The organism is Paenibacillus sp. FSL M7-0896, assembly GCF_037975415.1.
GTDB lineage: Bacteria > Bacillota > Bacilli > Paenibacillales > Paenibacillaceae > Paenibacillus_AQ > Paenibacillus_AQ silagei.
Genome location: NZ_CP150250.1, coordinates 2,155,305 through 2,177,755, shown reverse-complemented (window position 1 = coordinate 2,177,755; position 22,451 = coordinate 2,155,305). Strand labels below are relative to the sequence as shown.

The window sequence follows — 22,451 nt, the reverse complement described above, 5'->3', positions numbered from 1 at the left end:
TAAGGACGGTATCGTTTCAGCGAGAAATATAAGGATAAGTTATCGTGTGCAACATATAAATTCTTATATTTAAACAAAGAGGCTGTTCCAAGAGTCATAATGCGACTTCTTGGGACAGCCTCTGTGTTGAGGGGGGGTCAGGTTGAGGATCAGCTTAAGTGCCAGGTGTGGCGCTTGTGCGTGAACGCACGCTTGTGTGCGGACAACTGTGTGTGAAACCTTGTCTGTTGGCGCTTGTTTGCGTGCGCTTGTGTATGAAGGCTGCTGAGTGAACGCTTGTTTACGGACGCTTCTGTGTGCACGCTTCTGTGTGCACGCTTTTGTGTGAACGCTGCGATTGTATTTCATACAATAGATTTCACTTTAACCTGCCCAATAACTCATTCTGCTGTATGTCATACACCAGATTTCTGCATATATGCTCCAAAAGGCCGCCAACGCAAAATTCTACTGTACAGAGTGCAGCAGATGCTATTTTTCGGGGGGTTGTAGTGGAATCTAGTGTACATAATGCAATCAAAGCCACCTCCGGCTGAATCTCACAAGCAGACATGACTAGTTACGCACCCTTAACACCTCTATCCTCTCTGCTTGCTTCCATACACAATCTTCTTGATGCTGTCGGCTGACAGGCAGAATTGCTCCGCCAGCTCAGTTACGCTCAATCCGCTGGCATAATGCTCACGAATGGACTGGTTCCGGGCGCTTAAGTAGGATCTGCCGCCTGAATTCTCACCCCACCGCTTGTGCTGTCCCTCAGGCTTCGGGATATACAGCATCCCGCCCTGCATGTATTTCTGAATCTCCTGCAGCAGCTGCTGCGGCAATACCACATCTGCATTTACATATTTCATTACTTGCTCCGCTCCTTTTAAGTTGTTTCAACTTATCAAGGCAGCAGAGTCTATCGGACAGGTGTTCACAGAGGAACTGGTGAATCGTTACAGCGGAGTATTGCTATCCGCTCTGCACATTAACCGCTGTGTGTGGGTCCGTAGACTCTGCGCAGAGCTGAGCATTAATCTGCTCATGAAGTTTCCTCCTCCCAGTATATTACTTACATATAGCATACCGGACACCCCGGCTTTTGCGCAAATGTTGTTTACCCGCGGCTTTTGACATTTCATCATAGATTTGTCCATAATACAAACAAGGTCGAATCTGACAGGGGGATAAGCAATGGTCAGGTTGCATCTACTATCTCTGCTGTTGGCGGCAGTGCTGGTGGTGTCTGCAGGATGCAGCGGAAGTGCCGGACTGATGAAGGAGAACGCAGAGGACAACCAACTGCAGGAGGAGGTCATAATCATGAATAAACAATTAATCGCAGCGGCGGAGCGCGGGGATACCGCTGAGGTGTTGCGGCTGCTGGAGGCGGGAGCGGATATTCAGGCGCAGGACGAAAGCGGCCGAACGGCGGTGGTCGCCGCGGCCTATGGCAACCATGCCGAGACGGTCGAGGCGCTTATTGCCCAAGGTGCCGATATCAACATTCGCGACCGTATGCTTAATAATGTGCTGCTATATGCCGGAGCATCCGGATATCTGGACATTGTGAAAATGGCGGTTGAGGCGGGAGCGAATACGACGCTGACCAACCGCTATGGCGGGACTGCGCTGATCCCCGCCGCAGATCGAGGGCATGTCGAGGTCGTCAAGTATCTGCTGGAGCATTCGGATGTCGACATCGACCATATCAACAATCTGGGGTGGACCGCGCTGCTGGAGGCCGTCATCCTCGGCGACGGCGGGGAGCAGCATCAGACAATCGTCAAGCTGCTGCTGACGCACGGAGCCGATCCAGCCATCGCCGACCGCGAGGGTGTCACACCGCTAGCGCATGCCCAGTCGCAGGGCTATACAGAAATGGCCGCTATGCTGGAGACGGCAAGCCGCTCTTAAACAGCTAGAATAAAAAAGGGACCCCGCCAGCGTCCGGCGGGGCCAAAAGTTATATTAAAGGGGGGTATGTGAGTACTATACCCCGCGAAGCTTAAAAACAGATGAAGCCCAGGTAAAGATCTGCTGAAACGAGTTTAGATTTTGAATTTCTCTACCAGTTGTTGCATCTCCTTAGCACTCTGCGTATTCTCATCGGCCATTGTGGCTTCATGGAAGGTCTTCTCCACAATATCCGCCGTCTTCTCGGCGATATCCTGCACCCCGATAGCCCCCTCGTTCACCGTGGCCGCCACCTCATTGACAGCGATGGCGATGCTGGAGACGGTCTCGTTCAGGTGATCGGCCGCTTCCTCGAACTGGTTCATCAGCCCGTTAATTGTGGAAGCATCATCATTGTACTGCTGGCTGACCTCGGTCAGGCGCTCATAATCGCCCAGCACATTGCGGTCGATGAAGCTCAGCACGGCCTCGGAATGCCGGGTCATCTGCTCCACAGAGGCATAGACATTTTTGACCACCTCTTGAATGCCTGACGCTGTCTCGGAGGACTTCTCTGCCAGCTTGCGGATCTCCCCGGCCACCACGGCGAAGCCCCGGCCCGCCTCGCCTGCCCGTGCGGCTTCAATCGCTGCATTCAGGGCCAGAAGGTTGGTCTGGCTTGTAATGGAGAGAATCGTATCGGCCAATACGTTGATCTCGTGAATGGCTCCCGACTCTTCGATCGCCTTCTGCATCTCACTGCGGACCGAGCTGTAGATCTGCTTCGCGTTCTCGGTAGACGTCACTGCATCATGCTGAAGCTCCAGGGCCCGCTGCGTAATCTGGCCCGATACTCCGGAGCCTTCTTTTACCTTATCGCTGATCATTCTGACATTATTCAGGGTCTCGTGAATAGCCGCCGTCATCTCCTCGGTAGAAGCCGCTGTCTCCTCCATCCCTGCGGACAGCTCCTCTGTCGTGGCTGAATTGTCATGCGCATTCTCTCTGACCTCGTTCGACAGCTTCTCCAGCGTCTCAGCATTGTCCAGTACCTTGGTGGAGATCGCAATCAGACTGCCCGCCATCTCACGCAGCGCCGCACGGGTACGGAACATAGCCTTGGCGATGGTTCCTGTCTCATCTTTATTTTTAGTCAAATATTCATATTGGTTATCATATTTGAGATCCAGCTCTGCCGTGCGGTTCACCAGCTCCGTGAGCTTGATGATCGGCGAGGAGATCCGGGTAGCCACCGTAGTCCCGATCAGCAGAGTGAGCAGCAGGCTTCCCAGGCCGAGCAGCAGAATGAAGTTCGTCATTTCGCTAACCGGCTGTAGCACCTCTTCCACATCTCCGGTCAGCACCAGGGTCCACTTCGTCTCGGGGAGCACGGTGTAGGCCGCTTTTTTCTTGGCCCCGTTGAAGGTATATTCCACAATGCCATCGGCAACGCTCTCCCCCGCCTTCACCCGCTCGACCACGGCTTTGATGGATTCGTTCTCCACCTGGGAACCTATCTTCTTCCCGTCGGGATGATAGAGCGTATTCCCCGTTTCATCCACCAGATAGGCGTAAGAGGAAGGCGCACCCGCCACCTTGGCATCGGCCAGATAGGTCACCAGACTGTCCGCCCTGACCGCCGAAGCTACGAACCCGATCATCTTCTCACCACTCATCACCGGATGGACAAAAGCCACAATATATGCCCCTGTTGACTTGGATTTCAGCGTCTCGCTAATGACAGGTATCCCGGTCTTCAAGACATTCTTCGTATAATTTCTATCGCTGAAGTTGGCGCCGACCAGCTTGATGTCACTGTCCGCTATCGCCGTACCCTTCAGATCAACCACGAACATATGCTCCAGGTTGCCCGCATCCTTCACCTGGCCCTGAAGCTTGACATTGATCTGGTCACGTAGCGCTTCCTCCACTGAGCCGCCATTTGCAGCCTGAAGCAGCAGCTCGGTGATCTCACTCTCCCCCGCAACCAGCTGTATGTTCCGCTTCTCCTTGTCGATCATTGCGCCGATGGTCTGTGCCTTATCCGTGCCTACCTGCGCCATGGAAGATTCGGTCAGGTTCATGATGGTGCCTGTGGATTTGGTGTACGTAAAAATCCCCATTAATGCTGTAGAAATCAGGGTAACGACAATCATCATAACCGATAGCTTCATACGAATCTTCATCTTCTTCTACTTCCTTCCGCCCTTTTCTCATCCACTAGCTTCTAATCAGCCAAATTGCTAACTTTATTACAATAATTATCGGATTTTCCTTGAGGTTAATGAATAATGAAATGTTGAATTTTCAGAAAAAATATCGAATTTTGTCGAATTATGACCTATTATATTATTCTTCGTGAAAACATATGGTATTTAGTTTTCTTTGAAAATACGTCTGGCACCACCTATGATATGCGCACGGCATCAGTACGCACACACAGTCAAATGTGATCGGTTTTTCGATTACATTTGGCCTATGCGGCGGGCTCAGTCCGATTGTAATCGGTTTTTCGATTACATTCGGTCCACGCGGCGTGTCCAGTCCAATTGTAATCGGTTTTTCGATTACATTTGGCCTATGAGGCGTGCTCAGTCCGATTGTGATCGGTTTTTCGATTACATTTGACCTACGCGGCCAACGTATACCTGCTTATCCACGACAGGTGCAAATCCTGATTTACCAAATAGTAAAAAAACCGCCCTCCTCAACAACCGCACACAGCGGTTGAATCAGGAACAGCGGGTTCGCATACTTCTCTAATGAAGTGTGATACTACAGCGGGCGCGGACGGTCTGCCGCAGCAGAGACCACAGATGACGCTGCTGCCGCTGACCGGGCCTGCTCCTGGCGTCTGGCTCTGCTGCGGAGGAACATACCGGAGCATGCCGCCAGAATCTGCTGGAACAGCATACCGGAGATCACGGGCAGCGCTACGGCGGGCGGGAAATATCGCACAGCCAACACTGCGCCTGCACTGAGATTACGCATGCCGGAATTGAACTGTACCGCCACAGAGCTCTCATGATCATAGTGCAGGCGGCGCGAGACGAATGCTCCAATAATGTAGCCGAGCGCGACCGTAACGAAGGTAACCGCAATAATCAGCACAAGCTTCCCGTCCGGGTGCTTCAGATACCGGGCAATGCTGGCTCCATTGATCGAGACCACGGTGAATAAGCCCACCTTGACAAACGGGGCCAGCGGAGGCCCGCAGACAGTGCTGATCTTGCCTTTAGTGAATTGATTCAGCAGCATCCCCGCTACGGAAGGCAGGACGACCATCCAGAGCAGGCCCCGCATCATCTCGCCGGCGTCCATCTGCACGCTTGCCCCCATCAGGAGATACAGCGTAGCTGGTACAATCAATGGCGACAGCAGCGTATCGATCAGGATCAGCGCCAGAGTCAGGGCGATATTCCCGCCATGCATCGATACCCAGACTACACTGACCACTCCGGTCGGAATGGCGAAGAGCAGCACATAACCGGTAACCGTATAAGGATCGCCTGGAAAAAACAGCATCGCTGCCAGCCAGCCGATCAGCGGCATGACGATATGCAGAATAATGAACAGGATGAGCAGCTTCTGCGGCCTGGCAAGCACGGTGAACAGATCCCGGAAGCTTGACTTCAGGCTGCCGATCAGCGTCATCCCGGCGAAGATCCAGGGCACCAGCCACGTTAACGGAAGCAGCGACGCCTCATTCAGCACGCCAACCACGATGGCTGCGGGTGTAAGCAGCGGCATAATCCGCTCCAGCACTGTATTGGAAGATACTAATCCGCGTCTTACTGCACCAAGCATGTATTTCAACCCCCTGTGTGAGCTATGCCATTATACTCTGCTGCACTGACTGTCTCTGCTGCAAGGTCCGGTAAGGAACTATACCCCTTGCGGGAACAAGGCGTCCAGCGCCGGGCAAGGCCGTTTCTCCAGATAGTCCGACAGCGGGGCTGGCATATTGCTGTACAAGTCCTTCAGCGATGTTCCGTTATAGATATTGCCGATAATGACCGGATGGCACAGCTCGGAGATCAGAATGTCGCCGTTGCCGTGCAGATGAAGCTGCTTCATCCCTTCGATGCAATGCGGGAAGTAAACGCCCGGCTGCTCCTCGAAGCCCATCGCCTCCATGAACCGGTCCATACAGGTGAAGTAGAGAGTGGTATCCTCCGGCTTGCGGTCGATCAGCTCCTGGACAGCGTTCTTTAGCTGCTCCCGGGCGGCAATCGCCTTCCAGCCGGTGTGATCCATAATGATGCTGTTCTGAATTTCATGCGTTCTTACGCCCATCGAATAGACATGCTCGCTGATCTCCTGCATATGATCCTGCGTCTCATTGAACAGAAGTGTCTCCAGCACCACATTGACATTGGTTTTGGCGAAGATAGTGATGTTCTCTCTGATTTTGTGATAGACACTCGGATGAATATTATAATACCGCGAGAAGCCTTCAGCCGTGGTGAAATTAAAAGAAATATGAATTGTCGTCAGACCTGCGTCCACCAGCTGCCCGATCCGCTCCTCATTCAGCAGACTGCCGTTCGAGTTGAGCTGGGTCTGAATGCCGCGCGAAGAGCAGTACGCCACAATCTCCACACAATCCTGGAATTTCAGCGTAACCTCGCCGCCCGAGAGCCGGACACGCTTCAGATTAGGCAGCTCCTCCAGAATGCGGATGACCTCCTTACCGTCAAGGGTCTGGCCGTCATTTCTATTGTAAGCGCAGCAGTAATCACAGCGGAAATTGCAGTTCGAGGTCACGCCGACTTCCAGCCCTTCCAGCTCATAAGTCATCGGCTTATCCAGTTCCAACGCTTTATATTTCGTGCTCATCTTCTATAGTCCTCCTTGGTTGTTCAATCCATCTGTTCTAAGGTCAACTATAGAATTATACAGGTTTGCCCGCGAGGTTAATGTGACATTTGATATTTGATCTTTGCAAAAAGACTGCTGCACGGTTATAGGCTCACCATACAGCAGTCTTCATTAAGATAGATGTACCTGCTATAGCTCGACAGCTTCTCCCATCCGGTTCAGCACCGGCTGGCCGATAATCCCCAGACGCCAGATCGCAATCCCCTTAAGGCCGTACCGCTTAGCCAGGCCGATCTTGGCATTGACGGAGGCTTCGTTCTCACTGTAGACCGATATCCCGAGAATCAGCTTCTCCTTGCTGACCTGATCAAGCGCCAGCCGGATGCTCTCATCGACCTTATTCATCGGCTCCGGCCCGGTCTCCCCTTCATAGGCGTAAGCCATGATAACCAAATCGTCGGCAAGTGTCCCTAGCGTCTTGTAATCATACCCCTTGTAAGAGCTGTTCAGCGGATGCAGAATGACGGTCAGCTTGAGGCTGGCGGCGCGTGCGGCTGTAGAGAGATTTTTGACAAAAGCGTTATATTGGCTCTGCACCAGCGCCTTATCCCCCGTCAGTCCCAGCCCTTCCAGATCCAGTCCGATGCCCTTGAAGCCCTTCTGCGTGGCCAAATCGACAATACTGGCGATCGTCTGCTGCTGGAGCTGCGCGTCCTCCAGATTCTTGCTCAGCTCCAGTGACGAGTCACTGGAATAGACCATCAGGTAAGGGGCAGTTCCGCCCGCTGCGGCATTCTGCACAATCGATTCCGGCGTTACATCACCTGCAGCCTCCGGCCACCAGAAATCCTTACCGGTGGTGGTGAACTGGCCGTCCTTGTCAATCCGTGCCCAGCCAAAAGCAACCGCATCGAAGCTTGGAATAAGCGAGACCTCACTGTAGGCCTTCTGTGCGTAGAAGCCCAAGGTATACATATCCCGCTTCGGGGAAGTTATGGATACGGTCTTGGACGCCTGATTCCAGGAGGTCACCGCCCCGAACTGCTGGCTGAAGAACTTAAGCGGCAGCATCGTGGTTCCGCGAATGTCCTGCGGTGCGACCTCCAGCTTCACCACTGTTCCGTTCACGACTGCATTTTTGCTGCCGAGGGTCAGGACCACTACGGTTGGAGCGGTGCCAGTTGCGTCCTTCCGGCTGGCCGTAATTTTGCGGGCCTTCTGATTCCATTCGACCTGAATCCCCAGGGCTTCCGAGATGGCGCGGAAGGGCACCATGGTCGTTCCGTTCATCATCACCGGCTCCACCGGGAACGGCAGCGGATAACCGTCCAGCATGATACTGACACCCGCAGGTGCCGCATGGACCGCACTTGCCGGAAGTGCCGAGAGGCTGCCGAGTGAGATCGCTGCGCATAATACTATTTTGGCCAAATGCTTCATATAAGTTAGTTCCCCATTCTCTAAGATAGATTGTGAATCTCTCAACCTTACATCCCCTACTATTCTAGCAAACTAGATAAATATAGCAAATGAAGAGATTGTAACCATTGCAGATTCACCCGTCCGGGGTTCCCTTAACACCTATATGAACACGCTCAAAAAGACACCAACAGCCCGTTCAGCATCCACCTCTACAGCCACTTCGATGAACTCGCCTTCTTTGGGCTGTGCCCGCAAGTCTGCTACGACCATACCCGAGGTGAACGCCCCCTGATGCTCTACACGGACCTTCATCCGGCGGCAGGTTACTAGATCCGGCTGCAAGGCAGCCATCAGGGCCAGCGGATCATGCAGCGGAGCGCTGTTAATCAGATAGTTCGCCTCGCGGTAAAATTTAAAATAATACGCAAGCGACTCTTCCATAAACTCGATGACCGCCTTATTCTCTTCCCGTCCATGCCGTTTCAGCAGCTCCACATGCTCTGAAGTGATCCGCGTCTGCAGCGTCACATCCAGCCCGATCATCATTACAGGCAGCCCTGAGGTGAATACACGGTCAGCCGCTTCCGGGTCGCCCCACAGATTGGCCTCGGCCACCGGTGTGACGTTGCCCGGCTTATATACCGTACCGCCCATAACCACTACCTTCTTCAGCTTGGAGGTCAGCTGCGGGTCCAGATCCAGTGCCAGCGACAGGTTCGTCAGACGTCCGAGAGTCACCAGGACCAGTTCTCCCGGATTCGTATCCGCCATCCGCGCAATGAACTCTGCTGCCGTCTCTTGAACCGGCACCTGCCTGGAGGGCGGAAGCTGGACGCCGCCAATGCCGTTCTCCCCGTGAACATGGGTGGAGAAGCCGGTCAGCTCGCGTACCAGCGCCCGGGAAGCGCCGAGTGCTACCGGGATTTCATAGCCCGGAGCCGCTAGCTCAAGCAGCCGCAGCGTGTTATCCGCCGCCTGCTGCACATCGATGTTGCCGAACACTGTCGTAATCCCCTCAACCACTACCCCCGGCGCCCGGAGCGCGTACAATATGGCCAGTGCATCGTCTATTCCTGTATCACAATCTATAATTATCCGGGTCGTATTGCTGCTGCTCATCTCTATCTCTCCCACTCTCTGTTTATACTTACTCATTCAGCCGTACTGCACTGCCCATCTTATCACGGGTCTGCGGTCTGCTCAATAAGGGAGCCTGGTATGTAAGACGCACTTAAGAGTTGAACTTGAAGCTTATCGTCACTGCGGTGAACATTTGGACTTTCGGCGCTGCCCATCCCCAGATTTCTTGATTTAAACCGCTGTTCGCGGTGGAAATCCGGGGAGGCGGTCGCTACCGCTCCTACAGTTCCAAGTTTCCCCTGCGCTTCTCTTGTTTTTGTTATTTTCTTTAGTGCTTCTTATATAGATGAATATATTGGGAGAGAGGGGCGGATTAGGGGGAGAGAGGAGCGAGTTGGGGAGGGAGTTTGAGCAGATTGTTGCAGTTTATGCAGGCGTGTTGATTACCCATATTATGGGATGACAAAAACACCTAAATGTTCTTTACGCCTGAGCTGATTAAGCTGAACCTGCCACTCCAGCGGAAGATTAAATATACGCCAGTACTGCATAAATTCCCATAGAGTCAGCTTAGCAAAGACCGGTACCTTCGGATGAATTTCATCAAAAATGTATTTCAGAAGCACATACGCGGTAAGGGCCACAAACAATTGGCTATACACTGCATTTTCGGTGGTTCCAAACAGACAAGGGACATTCAAATGCTGTTTCACCCAGCGGAAAAAGACTTCAATCTCCCAGCGTGCTTTGTAAATTTCAGCAATCACGTGAGCGGACTCTTTTCTCAAATCAGTGACGACCCGTACGACTTCGCCCCGGTCATTTTCAAATTCAACGACGCGGTGGCGCTGGGCGGATCGGTGTTTCCCTTGACCGATATAACAGGTGATATCGCGTACAATTTTGCTGTCTCCCTCTGCCGGTCGCTGACGTTTTCGCGGCAACACCAAGTGGAGATTGTCTTTCAAACGAATCACAAAGGACTGACCTTGCTGCACATATTGATCCAATCGACCGATTTTTCCATATGCCCGATCCTGGACTAGAAGGTAGTCCTTATCGGCCAAGACTTCTCCAAATGGAGCGTCATTGCGCCGGGCAATCGATTCGACCACCTTCACGGGTGAATGCTGTCCATGCGAGAAGGCCACATGCAGCTTGATACCTCCTCTGAATTTTTTATACGGAGCCCAAGACATACGGGAGTTTGCCGCCGTAACCGTCGTAGAGTCAATAAGCAGAAGATCTTTAGGCAGATTCAGGTGCCGCCGGGTTTGCCGGTTACATTTCTGGACGAGCATTTGAAACAAACGCTTGAAGATATCGTAAGGCACTTCACCGGCTTTGCCCGAAAGAGTGGAGTAATGAACCTTGGGCAAATCGTAGTTCGAGCCCACCCGAGCACTTTGACGAAAGCCATCCCATTTGTGGTAGCAGGCTTGGATAAAGTAGTCGAACAACACACCGACAGTCATTTTGATTCCTGTATCCTCGTAGTTCTTGGTTTGCCCAGTCACCATTTCGACTTCTTCCGGAGTTAATACTTGTTTGAACACGGCCAGGAATGGGGTATTATTATTCATGAGGTCGCCTCATTTCGGTTTGGTTTGGTCGTACTTACCATTACCCGAAATGGCGGCCTTTCTTGTCCCTTTTTTTGGGAAATCAACACGCTTACAGTTTATGCAGGATTTAGGCTAGGCTGATGCCCCGCAGCATGGATTGTTGCAGTTTGTGCAGGATTTCTCCCAGATGAGGAGCTTATCTGCTCGGATTGTTGCATTTCGGGCAGGATTACGGCATGCTGAGCGACTTAGAAGTGCTGAGAGTTGCAGTTTGTGCAGGATTTCCAGACTTCCGTATATTTGACCAGTAAGGAACGGGAAGCTGCATTGCTACTGCGGAGGTTCCCCTGCAAAAAAACAAAAAAAGCCGCTCCCTCCGAACATGATGTTCAAGAGGAAACGGCGTTCACTATTACATGTAAGGCAATATCTATTTTACATAAGCAGCCGCAGCCTTGACGAACCGCTCCAGCGCTTCAGCCAGCAGGGAGCGCGGGCAGGCGAGATTGATCCGCAGATGACCCTGGCCTTCCGCACCGAACACAGACCCTTCATTAAAGGCTACCTTAGCCTCACGATACATCAGCTGCTTAAGCCCGTCCGCATCGAGTCCGAGGGCCCGGCAGTCGATCCACAGCAGATAGGTGGCTTCCAGCTGCATCGGCTTCACCTGCGGAAGATGCACGGCAAGGTAGGAGATGGCGTAGTCAGCATTGCCGTTAATATGCAGGATCAGCTCATCCAGCCATTCTCCGCCTTCGTTATACGCCGCTTCCACAGCCTCCGGCGAGAAGAATGCCGACATATGCAGGCTGAGCGCCTTAATCTTATAGTCGAACTTCCGTTTCAGCTCCGGGCTGGAGGTGACGATATACGAGGTCTGCAGCCCCGGCAGATTGAAGGTTTTGGTAGCCGCTAGTGTAGTCAGCGTAATGTCTGACAATTCTGGTGACAGGGAAGCGAACGGAATATGCTTGTGTCCGGGCATGATCATATCGCAATGAATCTCATCCGAGATCACGGTTACCCCGTACCGCAGGCATAGCTCGCCCAGACGCAGCAATTCTTCCCGTTCCCATACTCGGCCGCCCGGATTATGCGGATTACACAGCAGTAGCAGCTTCGCGCCGCCGGCCATCAGCTCTTCCAGCTGAACGTAATCCATGACATAACGGCCTGCTTCCAGCTTCAGCGGATTCACCGCCACCTTGCGGTCATTCATCCGGATCACATCATAGAAAGGATAGTAGACCGGCGACTGCAGAATCACCTGATCTCCCGGCTGGCTGAACAGCTCCACCGACAGGCTGAGTGAGGTTACAATCCCCGGAGAATCCGAGATCCACTCCTCCTGAATCTCCCAGTCATGGCGTCTGCGGTACCAGCCGGCAATCGCCTTTTTGTAAGAGTCGCCCGTCACGCTATAGCCGTATATTCCTGACTGTACGCGGCGCAGAATCGCTTCCTGTACCGCAGGAGGGCTTGCAAAGTCCATATCTGCTACCCACAGCGGAAGAATCTCCTTGTCTCCGAACAGCTTCTCGGACTGGTCCCATTTGTAGGAACGGGTATTGCGGCGGTCAATGATACGGTTAAAATCATACTTCAACGATACTCACCCATCCTTTCTGCTTGTCCGTACATTGTACCATGGGCAGACAACATCCGGCATCCCTGATTCCGTCCGCCAGCCTGCTTCAGCTCCCCTTGCGCAGCCGTTCCAGAGACTGGCCCAGCCGGACCTCCTCCAGCGGCTTCAGCACATAATCCACAATGTCCTGGTCGAAGGCCCACAGGGCATGCTGCTTCGTCTCTGTGACCACCACAATCTGAATATCCGGCAGCCTTTTCTTCACCAGCTCGGCTACAACGACTCCTTGGTGGCCGGGCAGCTGAAGATCCAGAAACAACACATCGGGCTGCAGCTGAACAATCCGGTCCACAACATTCTCGGGATAAGCAGACATGCCGATCACATTCACCTTGCCTGTATGCTGAAGCATCGATGACAGCTTGAATAGATCGCTCTGGTTCACATCCAGCAAATAGGCCGTAATCACATGGGTTCCTCCTCCTTCCATAGGGGTGAATTACGATCACCAAGCAGCTTATTGAATTTAAAAAAAGTGCTGTCCCCGCGTTTGCCAAGAAACGCCTGAGGACAGCCATAGTCGGTATTATATTGCAGCTACAAGTGTAAGCTGCTTCTGGTAGTGCTTTTAGTTGAAGGAAGCTGGCAGCAGGCTGCGCAGATCCTCCGTATTCACAACCAAGTGAATGTTATTCATCGTCCGCAGGGAACCGGAGATGATGCCTGCCAGCTCACCGTGCGTATCCAGCAGAGGCCCCCCGGACATTCCACTTGCCACCTGGGCTGAGGTTAGAATCCGGCTTCGGCCGTTAATGTCAGCTGCCGGAGTGTTGACTATCCCCTCCGTGATGATCGCTGTATTCTTGAGCGGATAGCCCAGGGCATACACCGCTTCACCATGTCTCAGCTTGTCCCCCCGCAACGGCAGATAAGCATAGGCATTATCCTTTTGCTTCATCGCAGCCGGGCTTGGTAGCTCAAGGATGGCCACATCCTTCAGCTCGTCGGACTTCGTGACTTTAATCGGACTGATCACCGTTCCATCGGCCATGACTCCTTCAATGCGCTGTGCATTTTTGACCACATGATACGCCGTTGCTGCGGTACCCGCCGGAGACAGGATCACTCCTGTTCCGGTGGAGCTTGCAGTACCGTCGCTTTTCAGCACCCGCAGATAAAAGATCGCCTTACTCGCTATTCCATAGCTTTGTTCAGCGTTGTACGCCTCAGGTGTATCCGCACTGGTGGGGCCGGAATAGAAGAGTATCGCCGAGATCAATGAGAGGACCAGGCTTACGGCAAGCAGCTTTGTTTTCATCCGCCGAGCTCCTTCACTTATGAATTTCTGTTATTTCACAACCGACATGATGTCTTTATAAGCCCAGTGGGTAGCCGGAAGATCCTTGAATTGTACAGCCGTTACCGTCAGCTTCTTCGTGCCGGCAATCCGGTTAATCAACACTACGGCCTGCGCACGGGTAATCGGTGTTCCCGGCTTGAAGGTTCCGTCAGGGAAGCCTTGTACATAACCTGCCTGTGACAGGGCATTGACATATTTCTCTGCCCAGTGTCCCTTCAGATCCTTCTGCTTCGTTACGCCTGTCTCAGTTACATCAAGCTTCAGCACAGTTGTCATGATTTTGGAGAACTCGGCTCTGGTTAAGCCCTTCGTTCCGCCGAATCCGCCATCCGGGAAGCCCTCAATAATGCCGGCCGATGCGAAGAATCCGGTCAGTCCTTCATTCTCGGCATTGACATCATTGAACAGATTGCCTACATTCACTTCTTCCATGTCAAGCAGCGGTGCAAGCGACTGGATCAGCTCATACCGGGTGATGGCTGCGTTTGGCATGAACAGACCGTTCGGATAGGCTGCCATATACTTGATCTCGCCGCTGTTATTCTTCAGGCTGTACTTCGCATTCTCCACCGCATACTCGATGGTAATGACTTTATCGTCTTTGTCCGTGATCGCTTTGATCGTCATGCTCTTGGTAATCAGCAGCTCACCGGTGTACTTCGTGCTCTTGGCAGTCGGAATACTGCCGTCCGTTGTGTAATAGATCGTCTGCCCTTCTGGAGCCTTCAGCGCAAGCTTGCTGTTTTTAGCGATCTTGACCGGAGCTTCACTGTCACCAGTTACTGTCGATGTTCCAGCGACCGCTGTGATCGACGGAGCTGCCGGTGCAGGTGTCGGGCTTGGAAGCGGAGCAATTGGACCGCCACCGCCACCGCCGCCATTGCCGGTACCAGGGTTTGGATTAGGGCTCGGATTAGGGACTACAAGCGTCCAGGTCCAGGCTGCAACCGGGCTGTACTCTTTGCCGGGTACAATCGTAATGGCTCTAACCGTTGTTGTGCTCTTAAGATCGATAGGTCCGCTGTACACCTGGGAGGTCTCTGTAGGTGTTGTACCGTCCAGTGTATAGTAGATGCTTCCTCCCTGCTCGCCTGTTGCCAGCTCCACCTTCACTTCAGTAGTGAAATTCTTATCTGCAGGAGTTGCAGTTGGTGCAACTGCTGCGCTCGGGTACTGGAATGCAGCTGTATTAATAGCAATACTTCTGCTCTGTCCTCCAGCGGTTGCCTTCAGCACTGCACTGCCGCCTGATATCAGGCTGCCGGTTGTACCGTTCACTACAGCCTTGGACGGATCAGCGCTCCAGGAGAGTGCTCCGCCGCTGCTCATGTGGAATGCCGAACCCACGCGGTTAATCAGATCCTGCGAGTTCAGGATAACAGCGGCTGAAGCCAGAGTCCCTTCATTTGTTCCGTTAAAGGACTGAGGCAGCGGATAGAATGTGTTCTGGGCTGTCCAGATTCCGGCATCCAGGCCTGCCGGCAGATTCGCGCCAGTAAGCTCTGCACCCGGCAGCCCCATGGCACTGCTGTTATTGCCGGACACTGCCTGGCCATTCAGATTGTAGTACGCAATATTATTCTTCAGCATTTGTCTGTTGAACAAGGAGCCGCTGATCGTGGCATTGTCCGATTTCTGTCCGGCAATCCCGCCGAAGAAGGCTTGCAGCGGTTGAATCTTGCCCTTCACTCCAGCCTTCACTTCTCCGGTGTTCAGGGAAGTAATAATCGACCCGCTCTCTGCCAGACCGGCAATACCGCCAGCCCATGCAGTAGACATGCCTTCGGCGAGGACCGTGGCGGCAGAGTAGCTGTTCTTGATCTCTCCAGCATTCAGTCCGCTGATCCCGCCAGCGATCGCCTGGGCTGAAGCTACACGGATATCGCCATAGACAAGCGATTCAGTGATGGAGCCTTCTGCACTGTTCTCACCGGCAATTCCACCTGCGGCCAGTGCAGATGATACATCAATGTTGCCCTTCGATACAGCCTGGTGAATCACACCAGCGTTGCTTCCGGCAATTCCGCCAATCCGGCCTGCTCCGGCAAGCTTCACTCCTTCATTCGTGACCTTCTCCAGAGTGCCCTGATTCACACCAACTGCCCCGCCTGCGGCAGCACTTCCCGCCACGGAACCGCTGACCTTCACATTCTGGATGACTGCACCCTTATGGTTGATCCCGGCAGCAATACCTGCATTCACTGCACCGGAGAGTTCTGCTCCGGTAAAGTTCACATTCAGGAGCTGGCCACGGTTATCCTTGATGAATCCGGCGGTCTGCTGGCCGGAGGCTTTCAGAGACAATCCGTTTATCGTATGGCCTTGGCCGTCGAACACACCTGTAAAGCTGTCGAATGAGGTCCAGAAGCGGCCGGCAAGATCAATATCCGCCCCAAGCAGGATTGTTGCCAGCTCCGGCTTGTTCTCAGCTGTTCTGTTGAACAGCTTGTAATAATTCAACCCTGTCTCGTTATAGAACATGACTGCCCCCGCGAGCTGCAGCGGAGTCTGCACTGTAATGGCCCCATCCTTCAAGTCGTTCAGGAAGGTAGTATCATAGTCGATACTCCAGAGTCCTGAAGTCAGCGGATCAACTGCTGCTGTACTTACGGCAGCTGCGGCTGCACCCGAATTACGGCCTACAGCATCCAGTGTGCCTGTATAGGATGAGCTAAGAATTTTGCCGTCCCGGAAGTTGTAGCCGACCAGTGCGCCTTTGGAGACATTGTCCCCTGCAACTGTAACGCTAATCTGCGGCACATTCGCGTACACACTAGTAAGCGTTCCGTCATTATATCCGGCGAAGCCGCCATTATAGGAACGGGTCGAGGACTTCACCCCGACAGTAGAAATCTTGCTCTGTAAAGCGTAAGACTTGCTGATGCTGCCGCTTCTCTCCACAGATGCTGCGAAACCGCCGCTGCGTGTGTCGAAGCCGGTATTGCTGATGTCACCGGAGGCATAGGAATCTGTGATCGAGTAATGATCTACAGACCCGGCGAAGCCGCCGACATAGGAGCCTAATCTGCCGCTGACATTCAGCTTGCCTGTGGCATAAGACTTCTGAATCTGTCCGGCAAGTGTACCGTTCTCACCCAGGAGTCCGGCAAAGCCGCCTGCATACATCGTGTTATCCTGATTGGTATCTGTGACCACTACCGGAATATCCGTATGGGTATTCGTAATCAGGACATGATCGGCCATACCGATCACTCCGCCAACGCGTGTATTCGGTACTGATTCGCCCAGAGTAACTGCTGATCCGACGTTGATGAACTGGCCGGAGCCGGAGATCACCTTACTGTAATGAATCTCGCCGCCGTCTCCCCAGCCGACAAGCCCGCCGGCATTGATTACTCTGCTGTTATCTGCGTTCACACCGCTTCTGACAATGGTATCCACAATGATACCGTTACTGTATCCGGCTACTCCGCCTGCACTCACGGTATTGCCGCCGGTTACCTTCATACCGGAGGCAACCTCGGAGCTATAGATGGAAGCATCCGTATTCTTGCCTGTCAAACCACCTGCATAGAGGTCAGCACGATGGTCTGTTCCGGTAACTGTGATCTGGCCATCATGAACCTTGGCAATGTAAATCCCTTTATACAGCGGATACGCCTTGCCAAAATCAAAGCCTTGATTGATATCGTCCGCTGAGATTGTTCCGGCGATCCCGCCGACAGTGGCCTCACCGCTCTTCGCCGCCGCCTGAAGCTCAGGTGATGAATCCACATTGTAGATGATGGAGTTATCACTCTCTCCCACAATACCTCCGGCAGTGATTACTTCACCGGCAGCCTGTAGGGAAGCCTTGAACTTGGCGTCATTGATCGCCGTCCGGGAAGCTGATCCGGCAATCCCGCCAAGCACAGCCTTCAAGCTGTCGCCTGTTGTAGCCAGCTTCACGCCTGATACTGCTGCATGTTCAATATCGAAGCTGCTGCCGTTATCCACAGAACGGGTCAGCATTCCGCCGAGTCTGCCTTCCTTCGCGCCCACAACACCGCCAGCCGTACCATTAGCTGTCAGCTGCACACCGCTTCCAGGACCGGTAACTGTAACATTGCGGATGCTGTTCCCTTGATCGGATTGACCGATCATTCCGCCCAGGACGGAGCCAAGCCCCCGCGCTTCCAGGGTTCCGTCTGCAAAGCTCACGGTCAGCCCTTCAGCTTGACCCGTCTGGTAATGTCCAATCAGTCCGCCAACAGTGGCTTCCATTCCTGTTGAAGAGATCCGGTATCTTGAGTTCACTTCAAGGGCCAGGCCAGTCACATTACCATTCTGCACCCCGATAATTCCGCCGATAACGGCATGGTCAGCCGCGCTGCCGATGCTGCCATCCTTATCGTGGATGACATAAGTGTCAGCTGTAATATCCGCTGTGTTGTCGCCGATAAGACCGCCGGCGATGCCGCCTTCAGCTACCGTCTCAATCCGGCTTCCGCCGTCGAGCGTAAGCTGCAGACCGGCAACACTGCCTGAGTTCTGGCCGATGATGCCGCCGACAATACCGCCGCTGACCTTCACGCCGTCCAGCAGCTTAAGGTCCACATTCTTGACTGTACCCAGGTTCGTTCCGGCCAGAACGCCGGTGTAGCCGTTGCCGGCAACCGTGAGCGGCTCCAGATTCATGTTCTGCACTGTAGCATTCGCTCCAATGATTCCGAACAACCCGGAATGTGTATAGACCGGCTGCAGGGTCAGACCATCGATCAGCTGGCTTTTCCCGTCGAATGTTCCTTCAAAAGGATTGACTTCCTTATCACCGATAGGTACCCATTGCTTGGATTGGATATGGACCGGATTCATCACAGTCACGGTTCTGTCCTTAAAGCTGAATTGCTCTACACCGGCAATGGTGCCGTTGACAATTCCCGCCAGACCGGCCAGCTCAGCCTCCGAGGTGATCTCGAAGCCGATTGCATCCTTATCCTTCGTGTACCAGTTGATATTGGCATTCACGTTATTGCCGTTGTCTCCGCCGCCGGTATTGGCAATGCGGTTGACTTCAGGGTAACGGTAGGCCGCACTGAGCGAGCCGTATTTCCAGGCTCCCTCGAAATCCCAGCCCGACAATCCCGGGAATACCGTTCTGTCCTTCAGCGTCTCCGACAGAATGGTAGTCAGCCGGACATGCACATTCAGCCAGCGGTGATTGCCCTCTGCGAAGTCAGGCAAGTCGCGGTTGATGTTCAAGCCTTCGTCTTTAATATAGTAGGATTTATAGAGCAGCTCTTTACTTGCATTATCATAACGTCCGGCGAAGCCGCCGGCATAAGCAGTCTTTTTCTCGTCTACATTAACCTCTGCTGCTGAGTAGACGTTGCTTATTTTACCGTTTGTAATTCGCCCAACGAAGCCGCCCGCATAAGAATTGTCGTTCGCAGCGTTAACACTTTTCGCTACATAGGAATTCTTGACCGTTCCGCCGGACAGTTCTCCGATCAGACCGCCGACAATGGTGTAGACGTTCTTCGCGGTAACCTTGGAAACAGAATACGATTGCTCCACCGTACCGGCTGTATTTCTGCCGATGAGTCCGCCCAGGTAAACGGAACCGCCCGAGGTTCCTTGAGCATCTCCTGTCACATCAATATCTACATAAGAGCCAATGACAGCACCGGCATTGCTGCCAGCTAATCCCCCGGCATGTGTACCTGTTCCTTCAATGGTCAGGTTCGCATTGGAATACGTGTAGTAGAGTGTTCCCGATGCTGTATTCACACCGGCCAGACCGCCGATGATGGAGGAATTGCCTCTTGCGATCACCGAGATCTTATCGGTAATGCTGTTGTTGGCAATCAGCGTGCGGTTCTCACCAACCATACCGCCCACAATGGCATTGGCGGATGTAGCGGAGACCGTACCCAGTGTCCGGGTATTCTGAATCGTGCTGACCGAGGTCACAGGATTCAGTACCGGATCAATACTCTGAGCCGCATTGAGGCCGACAATCCCCCCGGCATACGAGGACACTGCCCCGTTGTTAGCCTTCAGATTCAGACCGCTGATATAAGTGTCCACAATAATACCTGTAGCACTGCCGTGGTTATATCCGGCCACCCCGCCTGCAGTAGCGCGCGGTGCATTAAGGGTCAGACTCACCGCTGAACCTGCCAGACGTTCCAGCCTGGAGGACTCATTGTAGCCTACAATCCCGCCAACATAGGCATCTGTAGCCGCTGGTCCTGCCAGAATCAGCATATTCTCCACATTGACCACTTTGCTGTCACTGCTGATGCTGCTGTTCGTAAGGGTACCTGCCAAGCCGCCGACAAACGGCTTCGCCGCTTGCGCCTGAATGAGCATCAGCGCACCGTCTTGCGCGTTCACTTCCGGCGTTGTAATATCTGTCGTTGCCGCTGCTCCAACGATCGCTCCCGCTTTGGCATCCGCCGCAGTCAGCGTAATCATCGGGTCAGCTCCAGGAACATTCAGTACAGCTGAAGTAATTCCTGCTCGTGTGGCAGGAGCCTCTGTTCCTTCCGAATGTCCGGTAATCCCGCCGGCTTCAGCACGCACACCGCTGGCTTCAATAGACAGCTGAGTTACGGTAGCATTCACCAGTTGTCCGGCATTGAAGCCGGTATTCCCGCCAAGCTGGTTATCTGCACCGCTCGCGGTGATGGCTACATTCTCCGCATGATTGAACGGAGCGGCTGCGGCTGAATGGTTCTCACCGAACATGCCGCCAGCTTTTACTGTAGCGCCTGTAGCCTTAATCTCGATACGATTCGTGTGCCCGTTGAACTGGGCAGCCGAGTTATGCCCTGCACCGCCGCCGAAGCTTACCTTATCAGCCTTCAGCTCTGTGCGGAGTTCCTGCACTTGCACAGGCACGGCTGCAGATCCGATGACCGCATCCGCCGTCAGCTTACCAGCGGCGCCGCCGATGGTGTACCCGCTTCTTCCGGCTTCATTCAGGAAGCTGATCCGCGAGGCCTTACCGCCGGTCAGCGTCAACGGCTTGTTGTTCACACCCACGAGTCCGCCGAACGTGATATTGTCCTGCCCGTCTGCCGCATCCGCTACTGCAGCCTGAAGCACCAAAGTGCTGTAGCCTGCCGATTCAGCATCTCCGGCCGTAACTCCGCTTACTGTACCCTGTGCGTTACCGGCAATCCCGCCGATAACACCGCCTGCCGAAGTAACCTGCAGTGTAGCATATTTAATAGAAGAATTATTCAAGGTTCCTTCCAGATAGCCAACGATTCCGCCGATTGTACCATCGGAAGTGATTGCCAGATGTTGCCCTTCCGTCTTGCCGGTCACTGATGATGCAATGGTTCCGCCGATTTCGTAACCCACGGTACCGCCGGTATATACATCCGCAGTCCCTTTAACCTTCAGCTCGCCTGTTGAAGAGGTCTGGGTGATGTTCCCGCCTGCATCATAACCGGCAATCCCGCCGGTGTAGACGCCTGTGCCGCCGTTAACCGAGATCAGCTCTTTATTCTCGAATACTCCCGCTGTAGCGTTGCTGGTGACCAGACCGCCTGCGGCGTATCCGACGAATCCGCCGGTAGCTACACTCTCTGACCCTGATGCTGTAATCTTTTGTGTATTCACATAAGGATGCGTCCAGGTGAATTTGCTGCCCGTATATCCGGCAATGCCGCCAGTATATACGTTTTTGCCACCGTTATTGGTAACCGGCGCCGTATTCACAAATGTAATGGAAACCTCACGGCTGGCTACTGTTCCTGTCGCACCTACCAGCGCCCCGGCTGCCGAGCTCACTGCCGCTGCTGCATTAACGGTAATTGCACCATTATTGGTAGTCATGTTGGAGAACACGATGGTATTGTCTACTTTACCGACAATCCCGCCTGCCGTAACCTGATTCCCGCCAGCGATGGTAACCGCCGCCGTATTGATGATAGGAGTGTCTTCATCATTTAGACTGAGCGGTCCTGTAGTATGACCTGCAATCCCGCCTGCAGTAAGCACGGAGCTGTCCGTCCCCTGGGCAAGAACCGCTCCATTATTGACTATTTTTTTGATGATGATGCCTCTGGAGTCGCCATAGCCCATAATTCCGCCCACATCGGCTGAACCAAACGCTGTAACGGTTCCGTTATTGATTGAGTTCGAGATCATCCCTTCGCCCATCCCGACAATACCGCCCGTGTAGGAGTGATACGGGGAAGCGTCCGAAGTGATATTGATCTTGTTGGTAATGTCAAACACAATGCTGCTGCCGCTCATTTTACCTACGGCAGAGCCGGCATAGACATCATAGGTTACTCCGGTCACAGAGATGGTGCCTGATTCAAAACTCAGGCCGCCTACTGTACCGCCTTGCATATTCCCTACCAAGCCTTGGTATGAACGGTTCGCCACTACGTTCAAACCGTAAATCTTCTTGATTAATCCGCCTTCCGTGATTAAAGTTCCCCGGAAGGGATTCTCGGCCGTACCGATGGGCACCCACTGGTAAGCAGAAAGGTCCAGGTCGTCCGTAATCTCCATAATTTTACCGCTGAGTCCATTTACAGTGCCTTCATTCACGAGTTTGGCTACACCAGCAAGCTCTCTAGCATTGTTAATTTTGAAAGTATCATTCGTCGGCACGTACCAACTGGTATCGGCCGTGCTGTCCCAGGTCTGCGGATCAGCCTTGGCCATGATGCCTCCGGCAACTGCGGCAACGACAATTACCGCCAGTGCTATAAGATAACCTATCCATGATCTTCGCTTCAAAGCCATGTTGACACCACCTGAA

12 protein-coding genes are annotated in these 22,451 nt (G+C 53.3%); 1 reads left to right on the top strand and 11 read right to left on the bottom strand.

The features are described from left to right. Positions 1 to 578 precede the first annotated feature (578 nt). On the bottom strand, positions 579 to 854 hold the full coding sequence (locus tag MKY12_RS09095; protein WP_339255235.1) for a CD3324 family protein: 276 nt from the start codon (positions 852 to 854) through the stop codon (positions 579 to 581). A 325-nt stretch (positions 855 to 1,179) separates the two neighbouring features. On the opposite strand from MKY12_RS09095, the gene MKY12_RS09090 reads away from it, so the two are divergent. After that, positions 1,180 to 1,902, top strand: a complete 723-nt coding sequence (locus MKY12_RS09090) for an ankyrin repeat domain-containing protein (protein WP_339313529.1) — start codon at positions 1,180 to 1,182, stop codon at positions 1,900 to 1,902. Between the two features lie 134 nt (positions 1,903 to 2,036). On the opposite strand, the gene MKY12_RS09085 is transcribed toward MKY12_RS09090, so the two are convergent. The 10 genes from MKY12_RS09085 to MKY12_RS09040 form a co-directional block, all read right to left on the bottom strand. After that, a complete protein-coding gene (locus MKY12_RS09085) occupies positions 2,037 to 4,067 on the bottom strand; it encodes a methyl-accepting chemotaxis protein (RefSeq protein ID WP_339313527.1) in 2,031 nt (676 codons plus the stop codon). A gap of 589 nt (positions 4,068 to 4,656) precedes the next feature. Continuing rightward, positions 4,657 to 5,688, bottom strand: a complete 1,032-nt coding sequence (locus MKY12_RS09080) for a bile acid:sodium symporter family protein (protein ID WP_339313526.1) — start codon at positions 5,686 to 5,688, stop codon at positions 4,657 to 4,659. Positions 5,689 to 5,766: 78 nt separating this feature from the next. Then, positions 5,767 to 6,720: a radical SAM protein gene (locus MKY12_RS09075; protein ID WP_339313525.1), complete on the bottom strand. Its 954-nt coding sequence runs from the start codon at positions 6,718 to 6,720 to the stop codon at positions 5,767 to 5,769. Positions 6,721 to 6,891: 171 nt separating this feature from the next. Then, complete coding sequence (locus MKY12_RS09070; protein ID WP_339314831.1) at positions 6,892 to 8,142, bottom strand: stalk domain-containing protein; 1,251 nt, start codon at positions 8,140 to 8,142, stop codon at positions 6,892 to 6,894. 141 nt (positions 8,143 to 8,283) lie between these two features. After that, positions 8,284 to 9,243, bottom strand: coding sequence for a nucleoside hydrolase (locus MKY12_RS09065; protein ID WP_339313524.1), 960 nt, complete (start codon positions 9,241 to 9,243; stop codon positions 8,284 to 8,286). A gap of 413 nt (positions 9,244 to 9,656) precedes the next feature. Next, entirely contained in the window at positions 9,657 to 10,787 is a 1,131-nt protein-coding gene (locus MKY12_RS09060) for an IS4 family transposase (RefSeq protein ID WP_339250465.1), read from the bottom strand. 412 nt (positions 10,788 to 11,199) lie between these two features. Continuing rightward, on the bottom strand, positions 11,200 to 12,378 hold the full coding sequence (locus MKY12_RS09055) for a MalY/PatB family protein (RefSeq protein WP_339313523.1): 1,179 nt from the start codon (positions 12,376 to 12,378) through the stop codon (positions 11,200 to 11,202). A gap of 88 nt (positions 12,379 to 12,466) precedes the next feature. Beyond that, a complete protein-coding gene (locus tag MKY12_RS09050; RefSeq protein ID WP_339313522.1) occupies positions 12,467 to 12,829 on the bottom strand; it encodes a response regulator in 363 nt (120 codons plus the stop codon). 159 nt (positions 12,830 to 12,988) lie between these two features. Further along, positions 12,989 to 13,678, bottom strand: coding sequence for a serine protease (locus MKY12_RS09045; protein ID WP_339313520.1), 690 nt, complete (start codon positions 13,676 to 13,678; stop codon positions 12,989 to 12,991). Between the two features lie 30 nt (positions 13,679 to 13,708). Beyond that, the gene (locus MKY12_RS09040; RefSeq protein ID WP_339313519.1) at positions 13,709 to 22,435 is read right to left on the bottom strand and encodes a chitobiase/beta-hexosaminidase C-terminal domain-containing protein; all 8,727 of its coding nucleotides are present in this window, start codon (positions 22,433 to 22,435) and stop codon (positions 13,709 to 13,711) included. Positions 22,436 to 22,451: the final 16 nt, after the last annotated feature.

Coding starts and splice junctions, on each gene's coding strand:
- MKY12_RS09095 (WP_339255235.1), bottom strand. CDS start 854: ATGAAATATGTAAATGCAGATGTGGTATTGCCGCAGCAGCTGCTGCAG.
- MKY12_RS09040 (WP_339313519.1), bottom strand. CDS start 22,435: ATGGCTTTGAAGCGAAGATCATGGATAGGTTATCTTATAGCACTGGCG.
- MKY12_RS09060 (WP_339250465.1), bottom strand. CDS start 10,787: ATGAATAATAATACCCCATTCCTGGCCGTGTTCAAACAAGTATTAACT.
- MKY12_RS09065 (WP_339313524.1), bottom strand. CDS start 9,243: ATGAGCAGCAGCAATACGACCCGGATAATTATAGATTGTGATACAGGA.
- MKY12_RS09075 (WP_339313525.1), bottom strand. CDS start 6,720: ATGAGCACGAAATATAAAGCGTTGGAACTGGATAAGCCGATGACTTAT.
- MKY12_RS09080 (WP_339313526.1), bottom strand. CDS start 5,688: ATGCTTGGTGCAGTAAGACGCGGATTAGTATCTTCCAATACAGTGCTG.
- MKY12_RS09085 (WP_339313527.1), bottom strand. CDS start 4,067: ATGAAGATTCGTATGAAGCTATCGGTTATGATGATTGTCGTTACCCTG.
- MKY12_RS09070 (WP_339314831.1), bottom strand. CDS start 8,142: ATGAAGCATTTGGCCAAAATAGTATTATGCGCAGCGATCTCACTCGGC.
- MKY12_RS09090 (WP_339313529.1), top strand. CDS start 1,180: ATGGTCAGGTTGCATCTACTATCTCTGCTGTTGGCGGCAGTGCTGGTG.
- MKY12_RS09045 (WP_339313520.1), bottom strand. CDS start 13,678: ATGAAAACAAAGCTGCTTGCCGTAAGCCTGGTCCTCTCATTGATCTCG.